A 24,364-nucleotide genomic window follows, 5' to 3' on the forward strand; every position below is an offset into this window, starting at 1 on the left:
CCAGTTAAAAGGTTTGTCCCAAAGACAAATAAAAACGATAAGGTTGTTGTTCTGTAGTGGCTTGTGCCTGGCCATAACCCAGATATAAAGGGCCAAAAGGGCTGTCCCAACCGGCAAAAATACTGCCGGCCCAAATCCAGCCTGCACCTGCAACACCATCAGCACGGTTAAACCTTGGCTGATATACAGCACCCCGCTCCAGCGAAGCGCCCAGATAAAATGGTGCGTTAAAAAAACTAAATTTACTGTCATTCAGCTGATACAAATACACCAGACTGCCAAAACGCACTTCAGAACCAAACAAATAAGCTTTGGGGTAACCGGACAAATTTAATAAACCACCCAGCGAATACTGCTCCAGCGCCAGCACACCGGCATCACCATTAAAAGTATCCCAGCGCAGCCTGCTGCGCAGCACATGGGTGCCAAAACGCCGTGCGCCCTGCAGCTGCAACATCGAACTGACACTACGAGTGCGGCTTTGGAATACATTGTCTTGCATCCGCTGCACTGTCAGATCCAGTTTTAAACCCCGGCTTGGGAAACTGACACTGTCCAGATTATCCCAGGACCAGCTGCTGGCCACACCACGTCGCAGGTAAGAAAACGAATTAAAACCAAGCGTTGCCGCCACACCGGCCGGCAAAATGTATTGGCCGTCTTTTTGTAATAAAGCCAGACTCATTCTGCTGTGGTCGGACAACTCATAACCCAATTCCGAACTTAACAACAACTCTGAGTTGGTCAATTCACCATCCGACAACCCCTGATCACTCTCCAAACCAAGCACAGTGCGCTGTTGCGCCAATCTGGCGGCGGTATAAAAACCGGAAGCTGCCAAAGGCCAATACAATTCAGTTTGCAGATTTTTGTCGGTGCCAAGGGCAATATCTGTTTGCCACTCTGCACCATAAGGTGAAAGCCCTGTCCATAAATAAGAAGCCGCCAGCTGATAATTGTGAGTATTACGAAAATCGTCCTGCAACTGCAAACGAAAGTTCAGATAGGCAGGACCCCAGCTTTTTTCCAGCGCCTGCACCTGTAGCAACTGTTGGCCATCAGCTTTACGCTGTAAGTTGGAACTAACCCGTTCCATAGTGTCCAGGCCATACACCCGGTGCAGCGCCTGACTTAGTTCATCTTTGCTTAATAATTGTCCTGGAGTTAAATCCAGCCTTTTTAATAACACTTCATCAGCCAGCGCTGTTTGGTTGTCGAGCTCAACCCCTGATAACTTAAGCGGCAGCTGACGTTTTTGCCGGTGTTGTTGCCGCCAGCCGGCATAAATTTCTGGTTGGCTTAACGCAGCAAAAGCCTGCTGCTGCGCCTTGGCATTAACAAAACCTGCGCGAATCGCTTCAGCAATACGTTCAAATTCTAAAGTACCAATCTGCTCCAGTTTGGGTTTGAGTAAAATATCACACGGCTCCAACAGGGCCAGTTGGCGCTCTACTGCTTCACGCACTAAAAAACTGGTCAGCTGCTCGGTGATGGCCACTGCGCTGTTCAGTTCATCTTGTTCCAGTAAAGGTGCGTCTATCGCAACAGCTATCACTCTGTCGGCACCAAGGGCCTTGGCCACACTGACAGGCAGGTTATTGGCTACTCCACCATCCACCAGCCAGAGGCCGTTTAATTCCATTGGCCGCACCACACCCGGAATAGACATAGAGGCCTGCACCGCCTGCAATAAACTGCCATGGTCTAATACCACTTCAGCTCTGTTCACCAGATTGGTGGCAACAGCCCGAAACGGAATGGCCAGCCCGTCAAAACTGGCAAGCTCAGGCACCACCCCATAAGCGTGACGAATAAGGGCTGCCATCGACTGACCATGCAATACCCCCTTGGGCAACTTCACACCAGAGGCATCAACACCTATATCCAGATTGATGGGAAAATCATCTTTTTGTTGTTTACGCCGCACCGGCATTTCGTCACGCACCACTCTGTCGCGAAAACCTAACCCCCAGTCAGTGTGAAGCAGCATTTTTTCAATAGCTGCCGGGCTGTGCCCTTGCGCATATAAACCGCCCACATAAGCACCTATGCTGGTGCCCACTATCAAATCCACCGGCACTTGCTGTAACTCAAGCTGTTTTAGCACGCCAACATGGGCACCACCGCGGGCGCCCCCCCCACCCAACACCAAAGCAATACAAGGCCGGTTTTTCACAACGGCACAAGGACCACTTGTTGGTTGTGCCGCAAAAAGCTGCAGCGACAGACACAACAGCAATAAAAAAATGGGAAAAATAAGCTTCATCATCAATCCCTTATGCATGATTGCTCCAGCTTAGCGGAGCCCTCACCTTCTGCCAATTGCTGTCTGCCCGTCAAGTTGATCTGCAGCGGGAAAACTGAAAAAAAATTTAAATTTTTTTAGCTGACTGATCCGTCCAGTAAATCAACTATTTACCGCAAAAAATGTCAGCTAATTTTACAAAAGCATGTAAAGGTTTCAGAAAGATTCATTAGTCTTTATTGAAATTGTCATAAATATTCTCTAACGTGCAGCAGCTAAATAAAAAACAGCTATTTTTTGCCCAACTTTAGCTACAAATTGCGGCAAATTTTAACAACAGCCAAGCCCAACAATTTCAGTCATGGAAACCCTATGAACATTAAAATGCTCCTGCTGCCGGCGTTACTGGCGCCGACACTTCAGGCAGAACCGTTTTTTTCGGAATATGTAGAAGGTACTTCAAACAATAAAGCGCTGGAAATTTATAATCCGGCCGAAACCGCGCTGGATTTATCCGGTTATTCCATCAAAGTGTTTTCCAATGGTGCTGTCACTGCTGGCAAAACCATCAATTTGTCTGGCCAGGTGGCAGCAAAGTCAGTGCTGGTGCTGGTCGATACCAGTGCAGAACAAGCTTTAAAAGACAAACAAAGTTCAGCCAGCCTGACACTGGGCTCGGGCAACTTTAACGGTGATGACGCCGTTGCTTTATATAAAGGCACCACCTTACTGGACGTGATTGGCCAGATTGGTCTGGATCCTGGCACAACCTGGGGCAGCACAGTCAAAACGCTGGACACTACCCTCGTGCGTAAAAGCAGCATCGGCAAAGGTGATAATGTAGCTGACGATGCTTTTGACCCGGCCGCTGAGTGGGACGGTTTTGCCGCCAATACTTACAGCAACCTGGGCAGCCATGCCGGTGGTACCGGTGGTGGCACTGAACCAGAGCCAGAAGAGCCGGTGCCAACCCCGGCCTTAGGCAGCTGTGGTGACGCCGCCAGCAAAATCAGCCTGATCCAGGGCGCAACTGCCGTATCAGCTGAAGTAGGTAAAACCCATATTATTGAAGCTGTGGTCACTCAGGTGCTGCCAACAGCAAATGGCTTTTTTGTACAGGAAGAAGCCGCAGATCAAGACGCTGACGCCAATACCTCAGAAGCAATTTTTATCTACAACAGCGGTGTGACTGATTACCCACAACCAGGTCAAAAAGTGCGGGTGCAGGGTGTAGTGGAAGAGTTTTTCACGAAAACCCAATTAAAACGCAGCACTGCCCTGCTGGACTGTGGTGTCGGTGAAACTATTGCTGCGCTGAGCGTGACTTTACCTGTCAGCAACCTGAGCCAGTGGGAAAACATGGAGAGTATGCAGGTTGAATTTAACCAGACTCTGACTGTGGTCGATACTTACAACCTCGGCACTTATGGCGAGCTGACTTTGGCCTCAGAGCGGTTATTTACCCCAACCAATCTGTATCGCCCGGGCAGCGCCGAAGCTGTGGCACTGAGCGACCAGAACCGTCGGAATAAAATTGTGCTGGATGACCTGCAAAACGGCAAAAACCCGGCCAACATTCTTTACCCAGCTCCTGGCCTGACCATGCAAAACCCGGTACGTAGTGGTGACAGCTTCAGCAATCTGCGTGGCACCCTGGATTACAGCTTCAGTGCCTGGCGTTTATTACCGGTCAGCGCACCACAACTGTTAAACACCAACCCACGCACCGAACAAGCACCGCTGAAAAATACCGGCACTTTAAAAGTCGCCAGTTTTAACGTGCTGAATTATTTTAACGGTGACGGCGCTGGTGCTGGTTTCCCAACCTCACGTGGTGCCAGTTCAGTGGCAGAGTTTGAACGTCAGTCAGACAAAGTGATTGCCGCTCTGGCCGCTTTGGATGCCGATGTGGTTGGTTTAATGGAAATTGAAAACGATGGTTATGCCGCCAGCAGCGCCATTGTTGATTTAGTCAGCAAACTGAATCAGCGTCTTGGCAGCACTGTGTATCAGTTTGCCCAGGTGCCAGGCTTAAACCTGCTTGGCAGTGACGAAATTGCCGTGGGTCTGATTTACAAAACCGCCAAAGTGGCGCCTTTGGGTGCAGCTGTCACTAATAACACTGGTGTCTTTGCTTATGGCAACCGTCAGCCACTGGTACAGACCTTTAAACAACTGTCAAACAACGAAGTCTTTACGCTGGCCGTGAACCACTTTAAATCAAAAGGCGGTTGTCCAAGCGGCAGCACCAATCCGGATCGTGATTTTAAAGACGGTCAGAGCTGCTGGAATGCTACCAGGGTGCAGGCTGCCAACGAGCTGATGACCTGGCTTGCCACTAACCCAACAGGTTCTGCCGATAAAGATGTGCTGGTGATTGGTGACTTAAACTCTTACGCCAAAGAAGATCCAATCCACGCTTTTGTCAGCAACGGTTTTATCGACTTAGTGGGTAAATATCAGGGCAGCCATGGTTATGGTTATGTGTTCAGCGGTGAAAGTGGTTATTTAGACCATGCGCTTGCCAGCACAAACTTATCTTCTCAGGTGACTTATGCCACTGAATGGCATATCAATGCTGACGAACCTATCCTGTTCGACTACAACGTTGAAAACAAAACGCTGCAACAACAAAACGATTTGTATCAGCCAACCCAGTTCCGTTCATCTGACCATGATCCTGTGGTGATTGAGCTGGCGCTGAAAACCGACAATCCGGCCGACTTCGATAAAGACGGTGATGTCGACAACAAAGATATCAGCCTGTTTAACAACCTGCTGCGCACCGGCGCTGTATTACCGCTGATTTATGACTTTAACAAAGATGGCAAAGTGAATTTGCTGGATGCCCGCGCCATGACTGCGCTGTGCACCTATGCCCGTTGTGCCATTTACTAACAGCGCCATTTACTAAATGTGCCATTTACAAACAGGAATTAAAAAATGATGTTTAAAACTTTATTTGCCGCCGCAGCGCTGCTGTTTTCACTGCAAAGCCAGGCCACTATCATCAATATTCAGCTGGACCAAAACCAATATGAAGTGGGTGACACTGTTACTGCTGAATTGTGGCTCAGCGATATTCAGGATCTGGTAACAGGTTTTGATGCCAGCCTGTTGTTTAACACTCAGTTATTACAACTGCAAAATGTCAGTTTTGGCGATTTCCTCAGCATCCCAGCTGTTGGCAGCGATCGCGATTTTTTTGCCAATGGTGGTCAGCTGGACTTGTGGGAACTGTATTTTGGTTTTTCCACTGAAGATATGGCAGATTTACGTGCCGTGCAGCCTGGCAATAACTTCCGTTTAGCCAGCATCAGCTTTACTGCGCTGAAAAACGGCTTAGCGAAGCTGCAACTGGGCTCGGCCAATGTGGTGTATGAACCTGTAGGCAACATGCCATATCTCGATATGGAAGTGCGCGCAGATCAGGCTCTGGTACAGATTGGTGATCAGGTCACTGCAGTCTCAGCTCCGACCACCGCCTGGCTGGTGCTGCCGGCACTGCTGCTGATGTTGCGTTTACGCCGTCGTTAATCTTTGCCTGAACTCTTAATCAGCCGCCTTAGGGCGGCTTTTTTATGCTGTTGATAAGCCAAATTCCCTTTTTGTTATCCGGTTAAAGGCCACTTTTTGCCAAAAGCCGGCAATTTTTCCAAGTTTCATCCCGTCCCCGTTGAAAGCATGGCCTTCAACGCCTATTGTTAAACAACTTAACACTAAGCTACTGAAACAGCACAGATGTTCGCAGCTGCCGTCCCCATTATGATATTCTCCACCTCAGCAAAACATACCAGTCCGACGAGGTCTCATGTTTGACTCTTTACGTGTTCGCCTGATTATTCTGTTCACGGGTTTATTAAGCCTGATGACAGTTGCTATTGCAGTCGCCACTTTAAGTGCGATGAAACGTGATAATTACAGCGAAGCACAACAAAGTCTTTCGGTTGCCACCAAAGTGTTCCAGCAACTGCTCAGCAATAGATCCGAACAGCTCAATACCTCAGTGCGTATTGTGGCCAGCGATTTTGGTTTTCGCCGTGCAGTCGCAACCTCAGAGCAGGACACCATCAGCTCAGTGCTGGAAAATCATGGTGACCGTATTGATGCCAGCATAGGTATGCTGCTGTCCCCTGCCGGTGAATTGCTGGCCAGCACGCAGAACCAGATAGCACAACAACAAATCAGCGATTTGTATCAGCAAATTAAACAAAGTGGCCGCAATGGTTACACCGACATAGTTCTGCTGGGCGAAGACGCTTATCAGCTGGTGATGGCACCAGTACTGGCGCCCCAGTTAATCGCCTGGGTGGGGATGGGGTTTAAACTGGATCAACAACTGGCGGCACAAATAAAAGGGGTCACAGAGCTGGATATCAGTTTTCAGCGCCATCAGGCTGACCAGCTGGTGCCACTGGCCGCCACCATACCATTACCACAAGCAGCTGAGCTGGCAACAGCCAGCCAGCAGCTGACTTCAGATACTTTTGCCGACAGCATCCCGGCTTATTTAAATCAGGCGGTGGCGCTGGATCAACATCAACAACTTTTTGCCTATTTGCATTTGCCAACCATACGCTGGCGTGAAAATTACCTGCAAGCCAGAGCGCAGCTGCTGGTCATTTTTGGCCTGGGGTTATCGCTGGCTTTGGTGCTGGCTTATATCGTTGCCCGCAGTATCACGCATCCGCTCAAACAACTGAGCGAATTTGCCCGCCGTATTGGTCAGGGTTTACAAGCCGACGCCCCTGCAGTGCATAAAGGGGAAGTAGGTTTGTTAAGTCAGACACTGCGCCGTATGCAACTGGATATCAGCAAAAGGGAACAACTGATTTTATATCAGTCACAACATGATGGCCTGACCGGCCTTGCCAACCGCAGTCTGGCTGAGCTGCAACTGCCTGAATTGTTAAAATTGCCCCAAGCACAGCTGCTGCTGGTCAATATCAAAGACTTTAAACATATCAACGACACCTTTGGTTATCAGAACGGTGATTTATTGTTGCAGCAGCTGGCCAAAAGGCTGGAAACGTCGATGTTAAAACCTTTGTTGATCGCCAGGCTTGGCGGTGATGAGTTTTTATTATTACATCAGCGCCTGCTGACAAAAGAGCTGCTGCAAGCCGCACAACAACAGTTATCGCTGGATTTTAAGTTACAGGACTCCAGCCTGAATCTGACGCTGGCACTGGCCTTTTATGCGCCTGTTGCCAGCGACAATGTCACGGCCGGCGATGCGTTAAGACGGGTTGATATTGCCATGATGCACGCCAAACGTCAGGCCGATCATCTGGCCTGGTATCAGAGTGGGCAGGATGAAAGCCACCAGCGTGAACTCACTATCTTGCGCGACTTACCTTTATCTTTACAAAGCGGCCAGATGTTTGTGGTGTATCAGCCCAAGGTGGAACTGCAACAACGACGTTGCCACAGTGCCGAAGCGCTGATCCGCTGGCAACATCCGGAGCTGGGTTTTATTCCACCCGATGAATTTATCCGGCTGGCAGAACATTCCGGCCTGATTGCACTGGTGACACACTGGATGATCGATCAGGTAATGGCGCAACTGGCGCAATGGCAACAACAACAAATTCAAATGCAGGTTGCTATTAACCTGTCGGCCAATGATTTAACCAACCCTGAGTTACCGGCTTTATTGGCAACCAAACTGCAGCAGTTTGGTTTAAACGCCAGCTCGTTGGCGCTTGAAGTGACCGAAGGCGCTGTGATGCAGGAACCGCTAAAAGTCATTCAGATCCTCGGAGAACTGCGCACCATGGGTATTGAACTGGCTATTGATGACTTTGGCACTGGTCAGTCGTCTTTGGCTTATATTAAACAGCTGCCGGTGCATGAGGTAAAAATTGACCGGGCTTTTGTCAAAGAAATTGAACACAATCAGAATGATGAACTGATAGTGGCCGCCACCACCCAGCTGGCGCATGGTCTGGGCTTACTGGTCACAGCCGAAGGGTTGGAAAACCAACAGGGGCTGGCAAAACTGCAACAACATGGCATCGACAAGGTACAGGGATATTATTTTTCCAAACCTTTAACTGCTGAAGCTTTTTATCAGTGGTTGCTGCAATTTCCTTTACAACAATCCAGTTTATTTGAGGAGAATGCCTGATGAAATATGCAGTTTTGTGCTTGCTGGCGCTGGCATTGCCCGCTCAGGCTGGCAGCAAAGTGATAGCAACGGGCGGCGCCAGCAGCATTGAAGGTGCTGCCGGCGGAGGCATTGTGCCCTGGGCTGTGATTAATGGTTATGCCAGCAGCGATCAGTGGTCTGTAATTGCTTTTAACAATAATGTTGGGGTTGATGATTTCAGCCTGCACACTTATGGCATGGCCGCCAGTTATAACAATCAGTGGGAGCTGTCTTATACCAGACAACAGTTTGATCTCGATACGCTGGGTGGTGAGTTACAACAGGATGTGATAGGGCTGAAATACCATATCGCCGGTGAACTGTTATACAGCCAGCTGCCACAACTCAGCGCTGGCATTCAGTATAAAAAACACCGTAATTTTGCACTGCCCTCTGCTGTTGGCGCCCATGACGATGATGATATCGATTATTACCTCGCCGCCAGTAAAGTGTATTTTGCCGCTGTGGCAGGCCGGAACCTGTTGCTTAATGCCACAGTGCGCGCCAGCAGAGCCAACCAGATTGGTTTATTAGGTTTTGGCAGTCACAACGACAACAGTTATCAATATTTAGTTGAAACTTCAGCCGCTGTAATGCTGACACCACAACTGGCGCTTGGGGTGGAATTCCGGCAAAAACCAAATCAACTGGCTTTTGCCGATGAGCAGCACTGGCGCGATATTTTTGCCGCCTGGTTTATTAATAAAAATTTCAGTCTGGTGGGCGGTTATGTCGACCTTGGCCGTATTGCCGGTTTTGCAGAGCAGCAAGGTTATTATCTGGCGCTGGAAGCAACATGGTAAACGACTTCACACAGAACAGGAAAACAGTATGACATCTCACGCAAAGCTTTGGCGTCTGGCTTATTGCCTGACGTTTTGCCTCAGCATCACAGCCTGCAGCCAGACGCCGTTGGCAAAAGATGAACTATATCAGAAGCTTGGCGCCAAAGCTGGCCTGGAACAACTGGTGGATGGCCTGCTTGTTGAAATTGAACAAGACCGGCAAATTGTGCATCATTTTCAGGACACTGATATTCCAAGGTTTCGCAACCTGCTGATTGAACAACTTTGTGAACTCAGTGGCGGCCCTTGTAAATACAGCGGCGCTACGATGCAGGAAAGCCATACCGGTTTTCACATCACCCAGGCGGACTTTGATAACCTGGTGAACCATCTGATGAAAGTGATGCAGCAACAAAATATTGATATCAAAGCACAAAATCAGCTGTTAGCTTTATTGGCTCCGATGTACAAAGATGTAGTGTACCGTTAGGGATTTACAGCTTCCGCGACTTGGCTGAATCTGGCTTGCTGATATAAAGCGGCATTGTTAAACAGAGTTTTCAACCGGCCTGATTGATACAGCCTGAGCATACCTTCATCAAAAGCTCTGGCTAACAAACGACCTTGCAGATCATCACGAAACACCGGATACATGGCCCTCGCCTGCTGCAGCTCGATAGCAGACAACTGCGACTGCAGGTTTGGCGGCACATGCACCTGATAACTGATAAAAGCCTTTAACCGGCCATGCTGTAATAACTGAAAACCTTCGGTGTGGCTGGCCACTTCATAAGCTTTCACCTGCACCGGCAGATATTGGTCAAAATCATAACCCAGCAACCAGCCGACAGGTTGTTCCGCCAGCTCAGCGATGTCGCCGAGTTTACTAAGACTAAATACTATTACACTGGGATCATAATCCAGATGCCAGCGCGGATAATACCAACCGGGATGTTCAGTTTTATAATCACAAATTAAGATGTCAGCACGATTGGCCAGAAAGCTATGTTTGGCTCTTTTCCAGTTGCTGACTCTGATATGCATTTTTAAATCCGGCTGATTTAACGCTTCACGCAGAATATCAAAATAAAGGCCTGAACCATTGGCGTGGGTGTAACCCGGCCACTCGCCGGCTGCTATTACAATAGATTTTGCCTGCGCCTGTGTCATAAACAGCAGCACGAAGAATGCCAAAGCTGCACGGCAGAACACAGCGAAAAAAGTTGCCAGATGAGTCATTTACACCAAAACACCAGCTGAATTTCAGCAACAGGACAAAAATGGAAAAATTCCTTTATTGATAGGTGTTTCATCTGGTAAAAGCAAGGTTTTTACGGTGACAGGGGCGAAAGATGAACAAAATGGTCTTCCTCGATGCGGCGAGTCTGCCAGGCGTCGATTTAACGCCGTTACAACAATCAGGGTTGTCCTTGTGTTGTTATCCTCACACCAGCCCTTTGCAGGTGTTAGAGCGGCTGGCTGATGCAACAGTGGCTATTGTCAATAAAGTGGTGCTGGATGCCAAAACCCTGGCCGCTTTACCTCAGTTAAAACTGATTTGTGTGACAGCTACCGGCATTAACAATATTGATCTGGCTGCGGCCACTGCAGCCGGCATCCGGGTTTGTAATGCCCGGGATTATGCAAAAGACGCAGTACCACAACACACCATGGCGTTATTGTTGGCGCTGGTTAATCAGGTCCTGCCTTATCAGGCAGCCATCCGCCGGGGCGACTGGAGCCGGAGCCCACAATTTTGTCTGCTGGACTACCCTATCCGCCAGCTCAGCGGTTTAAATTTTGCGGTGATTGGTTTTGGTGGTCTGGGACAGGCGACAGCTGCGCTGGCCCGTGCTTTTGGCATGCAGATTCTGGTAGCAGAACGACCAGATGCCAGCAGTATCAGGCCAGGCCGGCTGTCCTTTCGCCAGACGCTGGAGCAGGCCGATGTGTTGTCTTTGCATTGCCCGGCGACCAGCGAAAATCATCAGTTGTTAAACAGCACCACTTTAAGCTGGCTGAAACCAGGCGCCATAGTGCTGAATACGGCGCGGGGCAGCCTGATAGATTCTGCCGCTCTGGCTTTGGCACTGAAAAACCATCAGTTGTCAGGCGCAGCATTGGATGTGCTGGAACAGGAACCGCCCCCGGCTGACCATCCGTTATTAGACCCAACAGTGCCGAATTTATTGTTATCACCCCATGTTGCCTGGGCAAGCGGCCAGGCAATGCAGAATTTAATTATTCAAACAGCTGACAATATCCGCGGCTGGCAACAACATCAGCTGCTGCGTTGCTGCAATTTGCCAGAGCCCGCCAATCCAATATAAGTGACTGAAGTTACGCTGGAATTCACTGGTATAGCAGGTAAAAGCTGTTGGCGCCCTGTGCACTAACAGGTACACTGCAGAACAACACACACTGTGCAGGGAGGCCGTGATGAAAAAATACGGATTATTATTGTTATGGCTTTATGCCCTGCCGGTTGTTGCCGCTGACTTTGCCGGCGAACTGAAAAAAATCCAGCAAAATCCTGCCCAATACGCCACTGAACTGAGCCAGACCGCGGAAGCACAAAGAGATGCCGAACAGTGGTTAAAACTGGGTGTTGCTTACCTGCAATTAAAGAACAAAGATGCGGCGCTGAATGCACTGAATCATGCGATTGAGGCTGGTTTAAACCCGGCGCTGCAGTTGCAGGCCTGGCAACAAAAAGCCCTGGTGTATGGCATGTTGTTCAGAGATAACAACAATGCTTTGCAGTCGTTGCAGCAGGCCGAGCTATTGCTGGCGCAAGTACCTGCCATCGAAAAACCACAGCTACAAGCCAGTTTGTATGAAAATTTTGCTCAGGCTTACAATCAGCTTGGCAATCTGAATCAGGCCAGCCGTTATGCCGAACTCAGTGTCAACATTGCCGTTGCCCATCAACTTGCTTATGCCGAATTAAAAGCCCGTCTTATTGCCGGCCGGCTGGCATTGCAACAAAATAACTTTGCCTTGACCCAGCGTCAGCTCAGCCGCGCCCTTATATTGGCGCAACAGCTGGACGAACAAACCTCTTTGGCTTCTATTCACATGCGCCTGGGCATGGCTTATCGCAAGCTGGCGCAGCTGCCTTTGTCGCTGCAACATTTACAGGCGGCTGAAACTTTGTATCAGCAGTCGGTGCATCAGAATCTGTTGGTCAACGCCAGGATCAATCTGGCAGAAACTTATCTGCAACTGGGTGAAATTGACAAAACAGCTCAGACCTTGCGGCTGGCGATGCAAGACGCCCAGCAGCTTGATGACAGCCATCTGATAGCGCTGGTGCATTATGGTCAGGCACAACTGGCGATGAAACAAAACGACTATGCCCTGGCAAAACAACGGCTGACCAAAGCCATGCAGCTGTTTTCACAGCTGGGTCACGATACTTTGTATCAGGAGTTATTACTGGCCCTGGCCGAAATTGCTGTTGCCCAACAAGATTGGCAAGCCGCAACTAAAGCGCTGCCGGCAGAAGCAGAATTGCAACAGGCCGCTGACTTTCTGAAATTAAGGTATTGGGAGCTGAAAGCCAGCCTGCATGCCGGCCAGCAACAATGGCAACAGGCATTTTACGCTAGCCAGCAGCTGGTGGCATTGCGTTTTGCCCAAACCGCCATACAACAAAAATACACGCTGGATTTGCTGACCGATGATTTAAACCAACAACAGTTAAAACAACAGTTGCAACAAGCACTTGCCCGGCTACAACAACAGAATTTATGGCTGGCAGGCCTTGGCAGTTTAGTGTTGTTGTTATTGCTTGCTGCGGCCTGGCGGCATTTTTTCCGCCCAAATACCGACACAAGCCCTGAATTGCCGGCTTTACCGCAAGCCACCAGCTGGACTGAATTTGCCCGTAAAGTACACAAAGAAGCACAAAAAACCGATCAGCTGCAGTTACAGGCGCTGCAACTGGCTGGTCCACAACAATTTAAATTTCAGTTTGGTGAACAGATTTTACGCGACGCTATGCTGCAGCTGGTGGAAGAACTGCCGGTGGCCGCCATGGCCGCTTATACAGTACACACTGACGCTTTATGGTTGGCCTGGCGCTGCCCGCCAGAGCAACTGGCAGCGCTGCAACAACAATTGCAGGCAGCTGTCACGTTGATCCGGCGTCAGTTACCGACCCAACCCAAAATTTATAGTTGTGTAACAGCACTGACCCCTTTGCTGGGCAAACAATGGCCTGTCCAGGAATTGGCTGGTATCCGCGAACTGGTCTGGCTCAGCTGGGCTCAGGCCACCGAACAACAAAACACAGCCGACCATTATCAGGTTGAGGTACAGTGTCTGCAGCCCAACCCTTGCAGCTGGCAAACCGAGGATGTCAGGGCTGATTTAATCAACGCCTTGCGTCTGGATTTACTGCGGATCAGTTGTAATCAACAGCTGCTGGAAAAACCGCAGCTTTAAGGCCGGTTCCCGCAAGGGCAAATCCGGGTTTGCAATCATCAGTTTGTGCCGGCATAACGACGCAGCGCTTTGGGCAAAGTGTAATGATAAAGTTTTGGCTGGCCTGCAAACTGAAAACTCAGCTCAACAGCCTGCAAACCAAGACCTGCCGGATCCTGATTTTGTTCTCCATAACGCGGATCGCCCATCACCGCATGGCCTATAGCAGCAAAATGGCGACGGATCTGGTGTTTACGACCGCTAATCAGCTGAATATCCAACAAAGTATGTTGCGCTGAAGGTTGCACCCCGGCCAGCTTAAAATGGGTTTCACATTTTTTGCCATCCAGCGGCAAGTCGATAACCCCCTTGTGCAGCAATTCATCGGCCAACTTACCACGCACCAGCACCTGATAATGTTTGGCCATCTGTCGACCAGCAATCAGCTGGCTCAGCGCTGCTGCAAGTTTTGGACTATGCGCCAGCAACAACAAACCACTGGCTTCTCTGTCCAGCCGGTGAATTAAAAACACAGCTCTGTTACCAAGCTGTTGTTCGGCAAAACGCAATAAACTCAGATGATCTCCCCATTCATTGCCTTGCGACAACATACCAGGCGGTTTGTACCAGACGCTAAAAGTGCGTTCATCGGCCAGTAAGACCGCAGCTTCACACTGGCGCGACAACAAATCGTCATCATAATTCAGTTCAAGCTGTTCACCGGCAGCCACCGGGCTTTGCGCCCGGCGCAGCCGTTTTGTTTGTTTACCACGGCGCCAGATCACCGCGCCTTTATTCATGGCATCTTTTAACCGGCCTTTAGACAACTCAGGCACAGCAGCGGCCAATAAATCAACAGCCAGACCCGGTGTTGCCACCAGAATGGTTTTACTAATTTTCATCAGATTTCCATACAACCCCATGTGCCGGAAAAACAACGGTCAGGGTGGTTAAAAATTCAGGAGCTATTCAGCCATCTCAGCTCAGGATCATATCAAAGCCGCCGGAGATATGCCCATGAAAACCCTGAGTTCACCGTCTTTACTGCAATATTGGTTATTTATTGTCTTTTTTTGCTTCACCGGATTCAGTGCCCGGGCCGATGACGAGCTGCAGGCACTGCAACCGACCAAAGAACAACATCTGGCTGCCAGTGTTGTTGCGGCTTCCGCCAAAACCGGCACTACAGCCCAGGCCAACAGCCGCAGCATGGCCACCAGTCAGGCTTATCAAAGTACTGCCTGGTTCCAGAGTATTGACTTAACCTTAAAAAGGGACTTAAACGGCAACGGTTTTTATTCCCAACTTTATGTGCGTTTTGACGCCCACACCGACTATGCCAGCCAGCCGGTGTACGCCATTTACAGCCTGATCGGCAGCAATGGTGTGTCACGCCGAATCCACACCAGTTCCATTTTTACCCTGTACGGCCAGAGTTCACAGGACTGGTTTAGCGTCGAGACCAATCTGGTTAGTTTGGGGCGGGATTATTACAAACTAAAAATTCAGCTGGTTGATGCACAAAGTGGTTATCTGCTGGCTGAAATGTCAGGTTACGACAATGCCACCCTGGACCGGTTAGCGCTGGAAGATCAACACAGTGACAGCTACAGTCAGGTGATCATTCATGAAGAATCAGGTGGTAGTTTTGGTATTTTCGCCCTGCTCGGCTTAAGCTGTGTTTATCTGTGGCGAAGGAAACAACATGTTGTTCAGAATTGTGATGTTACTCAGTGCCTTGCTGCTGGCCAATCCGCTGCAGGCAACAATGGAATTTCAGCGTATTGAAGGTGAAACCAGCACTGAATTTATCTATCAGCGGCCACCACTGCCAACCTTAAGTTTTATGCTGAACAACCAACAAATGCGCGGCCAGCACAGCAGCAAAAAAAAGTATTCTGCTGAGCTGGCCGAACTGCATGTGCGTCATCAGCTGTTACTGAACTCCGTCAAACTGCAACAACGTGGGGTGAAAATCCGGCTGTCGCCAAACAACCTGCCATTAACAGTCACAGTGTCGGGTGGCGACCTTCATCAGGTTGCCGCCATCCGCGATAAGCTGGCAGCAACGCAGCAGCAGGCTTATCAAAGTTATCTGCAACGTGATTATCTTTATTTACTCACCACCAACCTTGGCGAAAGTTATGTGATCCCGGACCATGTCCGTGTCATGCGAGAACACTTAGCCCTGTTGCAACCCGTAGCTGCCAGTTTTATCAGTTTGTATGGCCGCAACAATATCCGCAAAATTTCAGCCCAGATAGCACAATGGCTGCAGCAAATTCCATATCAGGATTTATCCGACAGACGCGAGTCTGCCGGTGCCGGTTATTTAACACCGGTGCAAATGTTGATGGCTAATCAGGGAGACTGTGACAGTAAAGCTGTGGTTTTTGCGGCAGTGCTGAGGAATATTTTCCCAAAACTGGGCATCGCTATTATTTATTTTAATGATCACGCTGTGATTGCAGCACAAATTCCGGCGCTGGACGATGAATTGACAGTGCAGTTAAACAACATGAGTTATTTGCTGCTCGACCCGACAGGGCCGGCAGCAATGCCGCTTGGCAAACTGAACCCACCTTACGATGTGCAGCTACAAAGCCGCCAGTTTAGTTACCGGTTATTTTGATCCTGCTCTTTGCCCCTGAGTTGTTCCACCTGATGAAACAACTCCAGCCAGTCTGCCGGAATATGCCTGACACCTTGTGGATCGCCCCGGCCCAGTCGTTCTACATGCACCAATAAACGTTGAAATGGCGCCAGAACTTTGCTGCGAAAACGACGGCGAAAATACCACCACAAAGACAATAAGGTCAGCAAATACAACAAAAAATGTCCAAACAGATCACGCAGTTCCGCCAGAGCCGAGCGTGCATCCTGAGGTTCCAGATGCAGTGTCACCGGCAGAATATTTAAAGTGCGTAATCTGTCGCTATGATGCAGCGCTTCAGTGTCGGCATCCAGCATCACCTGACCCTGAGCTATTGCCAACAAAGGTTCACCAATGTCATTTAATAACTGTAAAGTGCTGTCCTGCTGGCCTTTGGCCACCCGCTGCAGCATAGCGGCCAAATCAAAATTCAACACCAGCTCACCCAATATCTGGTTATTTTGTTGTAATGGCACCGACAACATAAACACTGTTTCAGCCGCTTTAATCCGATGCAGCTGCAGCTCCTGATGATTTAACTTATGCAGTTGCTCCTTCTGTTGCCAGAATAACTGTGCTTCCAGCTCCAATGCCGCTGAACGTTGTTCTACCGGCACGTACCAGACACCAGACGCTGATAAATAACTGAATTGTTTGACAATATTGGAGGTGCGCTGCGCCATCTGCAATTGTGGCAATAACCCATTTAACATTGCTTTTTCAACATCCGACAGTTCCAGCCCGGTCGCTGAAGGCTGCAATGACCATTGTTGACCGTACAGGGATGCGGGAGCCGGCTGCGCCTGCAACACACTGGCTTCGGCATCCTGTTTCAGCATCTGGAGTAAATGAGCCACGGGCGCCAATTGGTGTTCCAAATCTTCAGCCGCCGACAATAACAGCTGCTGGCGCTGCACAATACGCTGATTCAACGCAAGAAAATAATCAACAGTTGCAGCTGTCACCGCTAAAGCTGCGACCAGCAATAAAGTATATAACCGCGCTTTTTTATATTCGTTATACAGTGGATTCATCAATTATTTTCCCTGTTGCGGCCTGAAGATGCCGGACTCTGAGTTGGTAAAGGTACTGACTCAGTTTTGCAGCCCCTTCAGACATTTGCCAATACAAAGCGGCATCAGTCGCTGCAACCTCAGTCTGCTTTTGTTCACCACACCAGAGCAGCAGTGCCGGTTTGTGGTGGATATCCAGTTCCTGCTGCAATGACCATGGCAGGCAATACAGATCCTGCTGCAAATCACCGGGTAAAGCAGGCCAATGTTCGATCAACGCTGTTTCATAAGGCAAGGTCAACAACTGTTGCTCCAGATACCACAACGCCAGTGGATCCGGTTGATACAGCCAAACCCTGGTTTTGGGTAACAAAATTTCACCTTCAGCCGCTGAATTCAGCGCTAATGCCAGCTGTGGCAATACCATAGGTTTAGCCAACAACTGAATACCGGCGCTTTGTTGTTGCCATTGTGATGGTTGACGCACACAAAACAGGATCCGGACTTTAGGAAAATAACGTCGTACCACAGTCGCTATTTTGCCCAGCAGGCTTGGGTCGGCTGCGGCAAAACTTTCGTCAATCACCAGTTGGTCAAGCTGCTGCTCTGTATCGCTGCACCACTTTAACAACTGACTGGCATCGTCCATCGGCAATAAATCATAACCAAGCTGGCGCAACATTCTGTTGTACAACTGCTGGGAAGCGCCGGGCGGACACAACAACATTACCCGACCAGTTAACTTGGGTAAGGTAAAACTCTCAACAGCGGGTTCCGGCAGTTCGTAATGAAACTCCAGCACTTGTTTATTACCATGGGCCGGGTCGGAGTGGCCGGATAAATGGGCCTGAAACAGCGGTAACAGTTGTTGCAAGCGACGATAATGCTGCGCCTGCTCTGATTGCTGATCGGCAGGCGGGTCCAGTAACTTCAGCCACTGGCCGTCCGTTAAGGCATCCCCCTGATCCAATAATTCCAATCTGAGCTGATGATTGGCTGCCACCAGCAAACGCAGCTGGCACTGCTGATGCCCCAGTCGCTGCCGGGTCAGTTGCAACCATATTTCTATACAACGGAACAACGCCAGTTTTGCCACTAATACCACAGCGGGTAATTCAGTATTCAGTTCCAGCAGACAATCAAGCTGCTCATCCTGCTGCATCTGCAGCTGGATCAACTCAGGCAGTTCAGTCACCAGTTCACAGGCATAAATGGCGTCGAATTTCAGCTCTTGCTGCTGTGCCTGCAGGTAGCTGCGGCTCAGCTCTGCCAATCTGCTGTTATGCGGCTGCTGCAACCAGGCCTGCAACAAAGCATTGGCTGCCGGCAGATGATGTGGCGTCTGTACCTGGTCTTCAACAATTCCCTGTTGCTGGCTTAAGTTTTGGCTAACTGCCGGCTCGTCCGGCGGTAGCTCATCTTCCAGCTGCACCGTGGTTAGGTCTCCGGTGACGGGGGGATCAAAATCATGTAAAGCCCAATCTTTTTCCTCAGGCTGGCTGGCAAGCGCCGTCTGACGACCACGGATGATGCTGCGATTCAGGTACCAGAACATCAGCAACAACACCACTGTAACTCCGCCCAGAGCGGCCAGCAGTTGTTGTTTCAGTAATTTTAATTGTTGCAGCATGGTACTGGCGTCTTGTTCGGCCACCAGATACAGTTGCCAGCCTGGTAACCAGCGCCATGCCGCCAGCGTTTTTCTACCCAGATAATTTTGATAGGGTTTTAACAACAAACCCTGACGACGTTGCTGCATAGCACTTACCACTGCACTCAGTGGCCAGGCTCCGGCATCCTGATACTTTTGCCGGCTCAATAACAGGTTTTCAGGTGGTCTGCGGGCAAAAAGCTGCAGCTGCTGATTATCGTCCGTTTGTTCCATGCCAAGACGCGGCAACAAAGATTTCTGGTAACGGCTACGGCCATATAAACCAGCCTCAGTATCCAGTAACAACAACTCACCGGCCGAACCACCACTTGCCATCAACTGTTGCAACTGGGTTTGTAAAGTTGCAGCATCAAACCACAACACCAGCTGCAGATTATTTTGTTGCACTTGCAATGGCAGTACCCAAAGTTTGCTTAACACCAGCGGAGGCAAAAAAGTCGGTGCTTCGGTACTGCTGAATTTGGTTTGACTAAAGAGTTGCCGCGCCTGGCTGGAGCTGAAACGTAGTACTTTGCCTTCATTGTCCAGCACCACATAAGCCAATAAAGGGTCTGGCCATAAAATGCGGCGAATGCGATCGTCCAGCTCCTGCAACGGATCCAGCAAGGGGGTGGCTTCAGCCGAAGGTGTTAACGCCGTTTTTAAATAAGACAGATGCAGCTGATAACCCTGTTGCCAGTCTTGCAGCAGGGCTTCAGCTTTGTCGAGTTGTACAGTGAGCTCAGTTTTTTGTTGATTGAGGTGCCAGTTGCCGTTTTGTAACCATAACCAGTAGCCGCAGCTCCAGATAAAAACCAACGACAATACAAACACTAAGCCAGACCACGAAAACAATTTCACCAGGCTTCCGCTTCCTTGATGTGAACAGAGTGACTAGCCTAGCGGATCAGCCACTCAAGTCAACCTGTTTACAAATTGGCCTCGGCAAAAGAGGCTAATCTGCTACGTACCACCCCATTTAAGTTAATAGTGGTGCTGCCTTCAAAGTTTTTAAAACGCTCAACAATATAAGTCAGACCCGAGGTCACCGCTGTCAGATAGTTACTGTCAATTTGTGACAAGTTCCCGGAACAAATCAGCTTGGTGCCTTCGCCACATCGGGTGATGATGGTTTTTAGCTGGGCTGCACTTAAGTTCTGGCATTCATCCAACAGCACTATCGCATTCTGAATACTGCGCCCACGCATAAAGTTCACCGATTTAAACTGAATATTGGCTTTGTCCATTATGTATTGCACGCTGGCATGTGGATGTTCATCGGTTTTATGCAACACTTCCAGCGAGTCGGTAATAGCTGCCAGCCATGGCGCCATTTTTTCTTCTTCAGTCCCTGGTAAAAAACCAATAGATTCAGCAATTTCCGGTGTATTACGCGTCACTATCACTTTGTCGTATAACCCCCTTTCTATCACCATTTCCAGTGCAGCGGCCAGCGCCAGCAAAGTTTTGCCACAACCGGCAGGCCCGGTCAGAATCACCAGATCCATTTCAGGGTCGAGCAAAGCGTTTAATGCCATCGCCTGATAGACATTTTTTGGATGTACACCCCAGGCTTTTTTATGCATCAGTCGCTCAAAACCTAAATCCAGCACTTTAATTTCAGTTTCCGAAATGCTGACTACCCGGCCGGCAAAAGTTTCGTGTTCATCCACCAGGTATTCGTTCAGATAAGGATTAGGTAACACGGCTTTGGGCAAATAATGGTAAGTTTCGCGGCCTTCGTTGGCACTGCGGCAATCTTTAATCTGGCTCCAGAAATCGCCCGGCACCTTAAAATAACCTTTGTATAAAAACCGAACGTCGTCAATCAGCTGGTCGGTGCGGTAGTCTTCCACCAGTTTCAGACCAGCGCCTTTGGCCTTCAGCCGCATATTGATATCTTTAGTCACCAAAATCACTTTGACCGGTGCTTTTTCTCTTTGTAAAAACAAGGCGGTATTAATAATTAAGTGGTCGTTTTCGCCGCCAGGTAAACCCGGAATTTGATCAGACAGATGATGGTCATTCACAATAAATAAGTGACCGTTTTCTTTATTTTCCAAAGGGGAAGGCAAAGCTACCCCTTGCAACATTTGTTCGGGACTGGCGTCTTTCAGCACATCTTCCAGCGCCCGGATAGCCACCCGCGCTTCGCGGCTAACGTCTTTGTGTTTATCCTTAATATGGTCTAATTCTTCTAACACTGTCATAGGGATAACAACGTCGTGTTCTTCAAAGTTCAGGAAGGCAAAGGGTTCGTGCAGCAGGATGTTGGTATCAAGAACGTAGATTTTTTTTTCTTTGCTTTTTCTTCGCGCCATATGCAGCTCCTTAGCGTTGGACCAGCGTAAACAACTTTCGCTGTTATTTTAACTTTAGAGCAAGAATCCACAGCACGGATGACATTTGCATGACAGATTTTCAGCCATGTTAAAAAAATCTGCTGTGACAGATGCAGTTTGGGTCTTTTCTTAGTACCATGCAGCCCCTTTTTTGGAGTGGTATCAAACATGATGAAATTTGCACTTGGGCAACGTTGGATCAGCGATTCAGAATCAGATTTAGGCTTAGGCACCATTGTTGGTATTGAAGGCCGGATGCTGACCCTGCTGTTCCCGGCCAGCGGTGAAACACGCTTGTATGCCACTGCAGAAGCGCCACTGACCCGCGTGCAGTTTAATCCGGGTGACACCATCAAAAGCGCTGAAGACTTCAGTTTGGTTGTTGATACTATTGAAGAAAAAAACGATACCCTAACCTATCACGGCCACAGAACTGACAATGGCGAAGCGGTCAGTTTACGTGAAACTTTTCTGGATCACTTCATCAGTTTTAACCAGCCCCAAGACCGTCTTTTTGCCGGCCAGCTCGACCGTTTTGAGTGGTTTACGTTGCGTTACCACAGCTGGCAACATATTCACCGCCAACAACAAAACCCGATGCGCGGTTTAGGCGGCGGTAGGGTTAGCCTTATTCCACACCAATTATACATTGCCGATGAAGTGGCCAAACGCCATGCTCCACGCGTTTTATTATCAGACGAAGTAGGTTTGGGTAAAACCATTGAAGCTGGTCTTATTATTCATCAGCAGCTGATCGCCGGTTTAGCACAGCGGGTGCTGGTGGTGGTGCCCGAGTCGCTCATGCACCAGTGGCTGGTGGAAATGCTGCGCCGTTTTAACCTGAAATTTGCCATTTTTGATGAAGAACGTTGCACCGAAGCCAAAGCTGATGGCGGTAATCCGTTTGAATCTGAACAGCTGGTACTGACTAGCCTGGAATTTTTCAGCCGGAAAAAAAGCTGGCACGAAGCGGCCACCGAAGCGCACTGGGATTTATTGGTGGTGGACGAAGCCCACCATTTACAGTGGAGTGAAGACAACCCCAGCACTGAATACCAGCGTATTGAAGCTTTGGCACAAGACACCCCAGGCGTTATTTTATTAACTGCAACACCGGATCAGCTTGGCCATGAAAGCCATTTTGCCCGTTTGCGTTTACTCGATCCAAACCGGTTTTATGATTATCAGGCCTTCCTCCGGGAAGAGCTGCAATACAAAGAAATTGCCGATTTAGCCAAGCTGGTGTTAGCCACTGAACCGCTGGATAACAACACCGCCCAAACTTTACAACAACGTATTGCCGAAACGGATTTATCCAAAGAGCTGGCGTTATTACAGCAACAAGATGAAAACGACGACAAAGAACAAGCCCGTCAGTCGGTGATCCGCCAATTGCTGGACCGTCATGGCACAGGCCGCATTTTATTCCGTAATAGCCGCAGCGCCATCAAAGGTTTCCCTAAACGTCAGGCGCATTTATTGCCTTTAACTTTGCCTGAGCAATATCAGAACGCCATTAAAGTGCAGCAAGCCTTTAACGGCAGCCAGACCGATTTACAAAAAGCCACGGCGCAGTTATTCCCGGAACGTATTTTTCAGGAATTTGAAGGTTCAAAATCCAGCTGGTGGCAGTTCGACCCGCGGGTTGAACTCTTAATTGAACGTATCAAAGGCAATAAATACAAAAAGTTTTTAGTGATTTGCGCCCATGCCGACACCGCCATTGCGCTGGAAGAAGCACTGCGCCTGAAAGAAGGTATCAGAGCAGCAGTGTTCCACGAAGGCATGAGCATAGTGGAGCGTGACAAAGCCGCCGCTTATTTTGCCCAGGACGACAACAGTGCCCAGGCGCTGATTTGTTCGGAAATTGGCAGTGAAGGCCGTAACTTCCAGTTTGCCCATCACCTGGTGTTATTTGATTTACCGTTGAACCCGGATTTACTGGAGCAGCGTATTGGCCGTCTGGACCGTATTGGCCAGCAGCATGATATTCAAATCCATCTGCCGTATTTTACCAACCATCCACAACAGATTTTGCTGGACTGGTACCATCAGGGTTTACAGGCGCTGGAACAAACCAGCCAGACCGGCCGCGCCGTGTTTGATCAGGTCAAAGAAGAATTATTGGCGCAACTGGCCGCCAAAGAATCAGACAACAACGCTGTTGCTGCCCTTATCAGCAAAACTTATGAGCTGAATCAGGCGCTGAAACAAAAATTAGAACAAGGCCGCGACAAACTGCTGGAAATCAACTCGGCCGGTGCCGGCCGTGCTGAACAAATTGCAGCAGCTATTGCAGCGCAGGACGACGAAACTATTTTGCCACTTTATATGATCAAAGCCTGGGATATTCTGGGCATTAATCAGGATGACCGCAGCGACACCAGTATTATTCTGACGCCCTCAGAACAAACCCAGGGCCATTACCCTGGCCTCGAAGATGACGGTGTTTCTGTTACTTTTGACCGCAAGACCGCATTGGCACAAGAAGATATCCAGTTTTTAAGCTGGGACCATCCTATGGTGCAAGGCACGCTGGATATTGTTACTAATGACTCGATGGGCAATAGTTCTGCCGCCATTTTGTTTAATAAACAACTGCCGGTGGGCAGCTTTTTTGTTGAGTTTATTTATGTGGCTGAAGCCAGCGCACCACCTGAGCTGCAGTTAGGTCGTTATTTACCACCCACCCCTATCCGGTTGTTGTTGGAAAAAACCGGTAAAAATTTAGCACCGAATGTGCCTTTTGATAATTTTAACCGTCAGCTAAAACCTGTTGGCCGCCAGACAGCGGCCAAACTGGTGGGCGCTTTACAAAGCACTATTCACCCGTTAATTGCCAAAGCCGAAGCTTATGCCAGCGCACAACTGGCGCAAATTCAGCAGGATGCCCAGCATAAAATGGACGAAGCTTTACAAGCGCAAATCAACAGGTTAACAGCACTGCGTGCCATAAACCCTGCGGTGCGGCCGGAAGAAATTGCCCATTTTGAACAAATGCAGCGTGAACTGACCGACTACATCGGCAAAGCGCGGCTGAAGTTTGATGCCATCCGGGTGATAGTGGCGAGCCACGAGTGAGTCAAATGACGCTGT

The 24,364-nt window shown here is 49.2% G+C and carries 16 protein-coding genes; 10 read left to right on the forward strand and 6 right to left on the reverse strand.

The genetic code is table 11. From position 1 onward, the window contains the following. Positions 1–4 precede the first annotated feature (4 nt). The gene (locus RCH83_RS16720) at positions 5–2,266 is read right to left on the reverse strand and encodes a patatin-like phospholipase family protein (RefSeq protein ID WP_306523924.1); all 2,262 of its coding nucleotides are present in this window, start codon (positions 2,264–2,266) and stop codon (positions 5–7) included. A gap of 351 nt (positions 2,267–2,617) precedes the next feature. Here RCH83_RS16720 and RCH83_RS16725 point away from each other — a divergent pair, with 351 nt between their 5' ends. The 5 genes from RCH83_RS16725 to RCH83_RS16745 all read left to right on the forward strand — a co-directional run bounded on the left by RCH83_RS16725 (position 2,618) and on the right by RCH83_RS16745 (position 9,671). Then, entirely contained in the window at positions 2,618–5,143 is a 2,526-nt protein-coding gene (locus RCH83_RS16725; protein WP_306523925.1) for an ExeM/NucH family extracellular endonuclease, read from the forward strand. 45 nt (positions 5,144–5,188) lie between these two features. Further along, positions 5,189–5,782: a cohesin domain-containing protein gene (locus RCH83_RS16730; protein ID WP_306523926.1), complete on the forward strand. Its 594-nt coding sequence runs from the start codon at positions 5,189–5,191 to the stop codon at positions 5,780–5,782. 274 nt (positions 5,783–6,056) lie between these two features. Further along, a complete protein-coding gene (locus RCH83_RS16735) occupies positions 6,057–8,375 on the forward strand; it encodes a bifunctional diguanylate cyclase/phosphodiesterase (RefSeq protein ID WP_306523927.1) in 2,319 nt (772 codons plus the stop codon). Then, positions 8,375–9,199, forward strand: coding sequence for a DUF3034 family protein (locus RCH83_RS16740; protein WP_306523928.1), 825 nt, complete (start codon positions 8,375–8,377; stop codon positions 9,197–9,199). The genes RCH83_RS16735 and RCH83_RS16740 overlap by 1 nt, the downstream gene beginning before the upstream one ends. A 28-nt stretch (positions 9,200–9,227) precedes the next feature. Further along, positions 9,228–9,671, forward strand: coding sequence for a group 1 truncated hemoglobin (locus tag RCH83_RS16745; protein ID WP_306523929.1), 444 nt, complete (start codon positions 9,228–9,230; stop codon positions 9,669–9,671). Here the strand turns inward: RCH83_RS16745 and RCH83_RS16750 are convergent. After that, positions 9,668–10,420, reverse strand: coding sequence for an ABC transporter substrate-binding protein (locus RCH83_RS16750; protein ID WP_306523930.1), 753 nt, complete (start codon positions 10,418–10,420; stop codon positions 9,668–9,670). The two genes, RCH83_RS16745 and RCH83_RS16750, sit on opposite strands and share 4 nt — an antisense overlap. A gap of 113 nt (positions 10,421–10,533) precedes the next feature. On the opposite strand from RCH83_RS16750, the gene RCH83_RS16755 reads away from it, so the two are divergent. Both RCH83_RS16755 and RCH83_RS16760 read left to right on the forward strand, forming a co-directional pair. Further along, the gene (locus tag RCH83_RS16755) at positions 10,534–11,511 is read left to right on the forward strand and encodes a D-2-hydroxyacid dehydrogenase (protein WP_306523931.1); all 978 of its coding nucleotides are present in this window, start codon (positions 10,534–10,536) and stop codon (positions 11,509–11,511) included. A 109-nt stretch (positions 11,512–11,620) separates the two neighbouring features. Next, entirely contained in the window at positions 11,621–13,630 is a 2,010-nt protein-coding gene (locus RCH83_RS16760; RefSeq protein ID WP_306523932.1) for a hypothetical protein, read from the forward strand. 38 nt (positions 13,631–13,668) lie between these two features. On the opposite strand, the gene RCH83_RS16765 is transcribed toward RCH83_RS16760, so the two are convergent. Then, complete coding sequence (locus RCH83_RS16765; protein WP_306523933.1) at positions 13,669–14,511, reverse strand: RluA family pseudouridine synthase; 843 nt, start codon at positions 14,509–14,511, stop codon at positions 13,669–13,671. Between the two features lie 115 nt (positions 14,512–14,626). Here RCH83_RS16765 and RCH83_RS16770 point away from each other — a divergent pair, with 115 nt between their 5' ends. Further along, a complete protein-coding gene (locus RCH83_RS16770; protein ID WP_306523934.1) occupies positions 14,627–15,397 on the forward strand; it encodes a choice-of-anchor H family protein in 771 nt (256 codons plus the stop codon). Further along, positions 15,315–16,241, forward strand: a complete 927-nt coding sequence (locus RCH83_RS16775) for a hypothetical protein (protein WP_306523935.1) — start codon at positions 15,315–15,317, stop codon at positions 16,239–16,241. Before RCH83_RS16770 ends, RCH83_RS16775 begins: the two co-directional genes overlap by 83 nt. Here the strand turns inward: RCH83_RS16775 and RCH83_RS16780 are convergent. From RCH83_RS16780 to RCH83_RS16790, 3 genes are all read right to left on the reverse strand, one after another. After that, positions 16,226–17,296, reverse strand: a complete 1,071-nt coding sequence (locus RCH83_RS16780; protein WP_306523936.1) for a hypothetical protein — start codon at positions 17,294–17,296, stop codon at positions 16,226–16,228. The two genes, RCH83_RS16775 and RCH83_RS16780, sit on opposite strands and share 16 nt — an antisense overlap. Next, entirely contained in the window at positions 17,280–19,787 is a 2,508-nt protein-coding gene (locus tag RCH83_RS16785; protein ID WP_306523937.1) for a hypothetical protein, read from the reverse strand. Before RCH83_RS16785 ends, RCH83_RS16780 begins: the two co-directional genes overlap by 17 nt. Positions 19,788–19,855: 68 nt before the next feature. Continuing rightward, positions 19,856–21,247, reverse strand: a complete 1,392-nt coding sequence (locus RCH83_RS16790) for a PhoH family protein (protein ID WP_306523938.1) — start codon at positions 21,245–21,247, stop codon at positions 19,856–19,858. Between the two features lie 189 nt (positions 21,248–21,436). Here RCH83_RS16790 and rapA point away from each other — a divergent pair, with 189 nt between their 5' ends. After that, positions 21,437–24,349, forward strand: coding sequence for an RNA polymerase-associated protein RapA (gene rapA / locus RCH83_RS16795; protein WP_373689810.1), 2,913 nt, complete (start codon positions 21,437–21,439; stop codon positions 24,347–24,349). The last annotated feature ends 15 nt before the right edge of the window (positions 24,350–24,364 follow it).

The organism is Rheinheimera sp., from assembly GCF_030824435.1.
GTDB lineage: Bacteria > Pseudomonadota > Gammaproteobacteria > Enterobacterales > Alteromonadaceae > Pararheinheimera.

Coding starts and splice junctions, on each gene's coding strand:
- RCH83_RS16755 (WP_306523931.1), top strand. CDS start 10,534: ATGAACAAAATGGTCTTCCTCGATGCGGCGAGTCTGCCAGGCGTCGAT.
- RCH83_RS16750 (WP_306523930.1), bottom strand. CDS start 10,420: ATGACTCATCTGGCAACTTTTTTCGCTGTGTTCTGCCGTGCAGCTTTG.
- RCH83_RS16780 (WP_306523936.1), bottom strand. CDS start 17,296: ATGAATCCACTGTATAACGAATATAAAAAAGCGCGGTTATATACTTTA.
- RCH83_RS16725 (WP_306523925.1), top strand. CDS start 2,618: ATGAACATTAAAATGCTCCTGCTGCCGGCGTTACTGGCGCCGACACTT.
- RCH83_RS16775 (WP_306523935.1), top strand. CDS start 15,315: ATGTTGTTCAGAATTGTGATGTTACTCAGTGCCTTGCTGCTGGCCAAT.
- rapA (WP_373689810.1), top strand. CDS start 21,437: ATGATGAAATTTGCACTTGGGCAACGTTGGATCAGCGATTCAGAATCA.
- RCH83_RS16720 (WP_306523924.1), bottom strand. CDS start 2,266: ATGAAGCTTATTTTTCCCATTTTTTTATTGCTGTTGTGTCTGTCGCTG.
- RCH83_RS16740 (WP_306523928.1), top strand. CDS start 8,375: ATGAAATATGCAGTTTTGTGCTTGCTGGCGCTGGCATTGCCCGCTCAG.
- RCH83_RS16745 (WP_306523929.1), top strand. CDS start 9,228: ATGACATCTCACGCAAAGCTTTGGCGTCTGGCTTATTGCCTGACGTTT.
- RCH83_RS16735 (WP_306523927.1), top strand. CDS start 6,057: ATGTTTGACTCTTTACGTGTTCGCCTGATTATTCTGTTCACGGGTTTA.
- RCH83_RS16770 (WP_306523934.1), top strand. CDS start 14,627: ATGAAAACCCTGAGTTCACCGTCTTTACTGCAATATTGGTTATTTATT.
- RCH83_RS16765 (WP_306523933.1), bottom strand. CDS start 14,511: ATGAAAATTAGTAAAACCATTCTGGTGGCAACACCGGGTCTGGCTGTT.
- RCH83_RS16790 (WP_306523938.1), bottom strand. CDS start 21,247: ATGGCGCGAAGAAAAAGCAAAGAAAAAAAAATCTACGTTCTTGATACC.
- RCH83_RS16760 (WP_306523932.1), top strand. CDS start 11,621: ATGAAAAAATACGGATTATTATTGTTATGGCTTTATGCCCTGCCGGTT.
- RCH83_RS16730 (WP_306523926.1), top strand. CDS start 5,189: ATGATGTTTAAAACTTTATTTGCCGCCGCAGCGCTGCTGTTTTCACTG.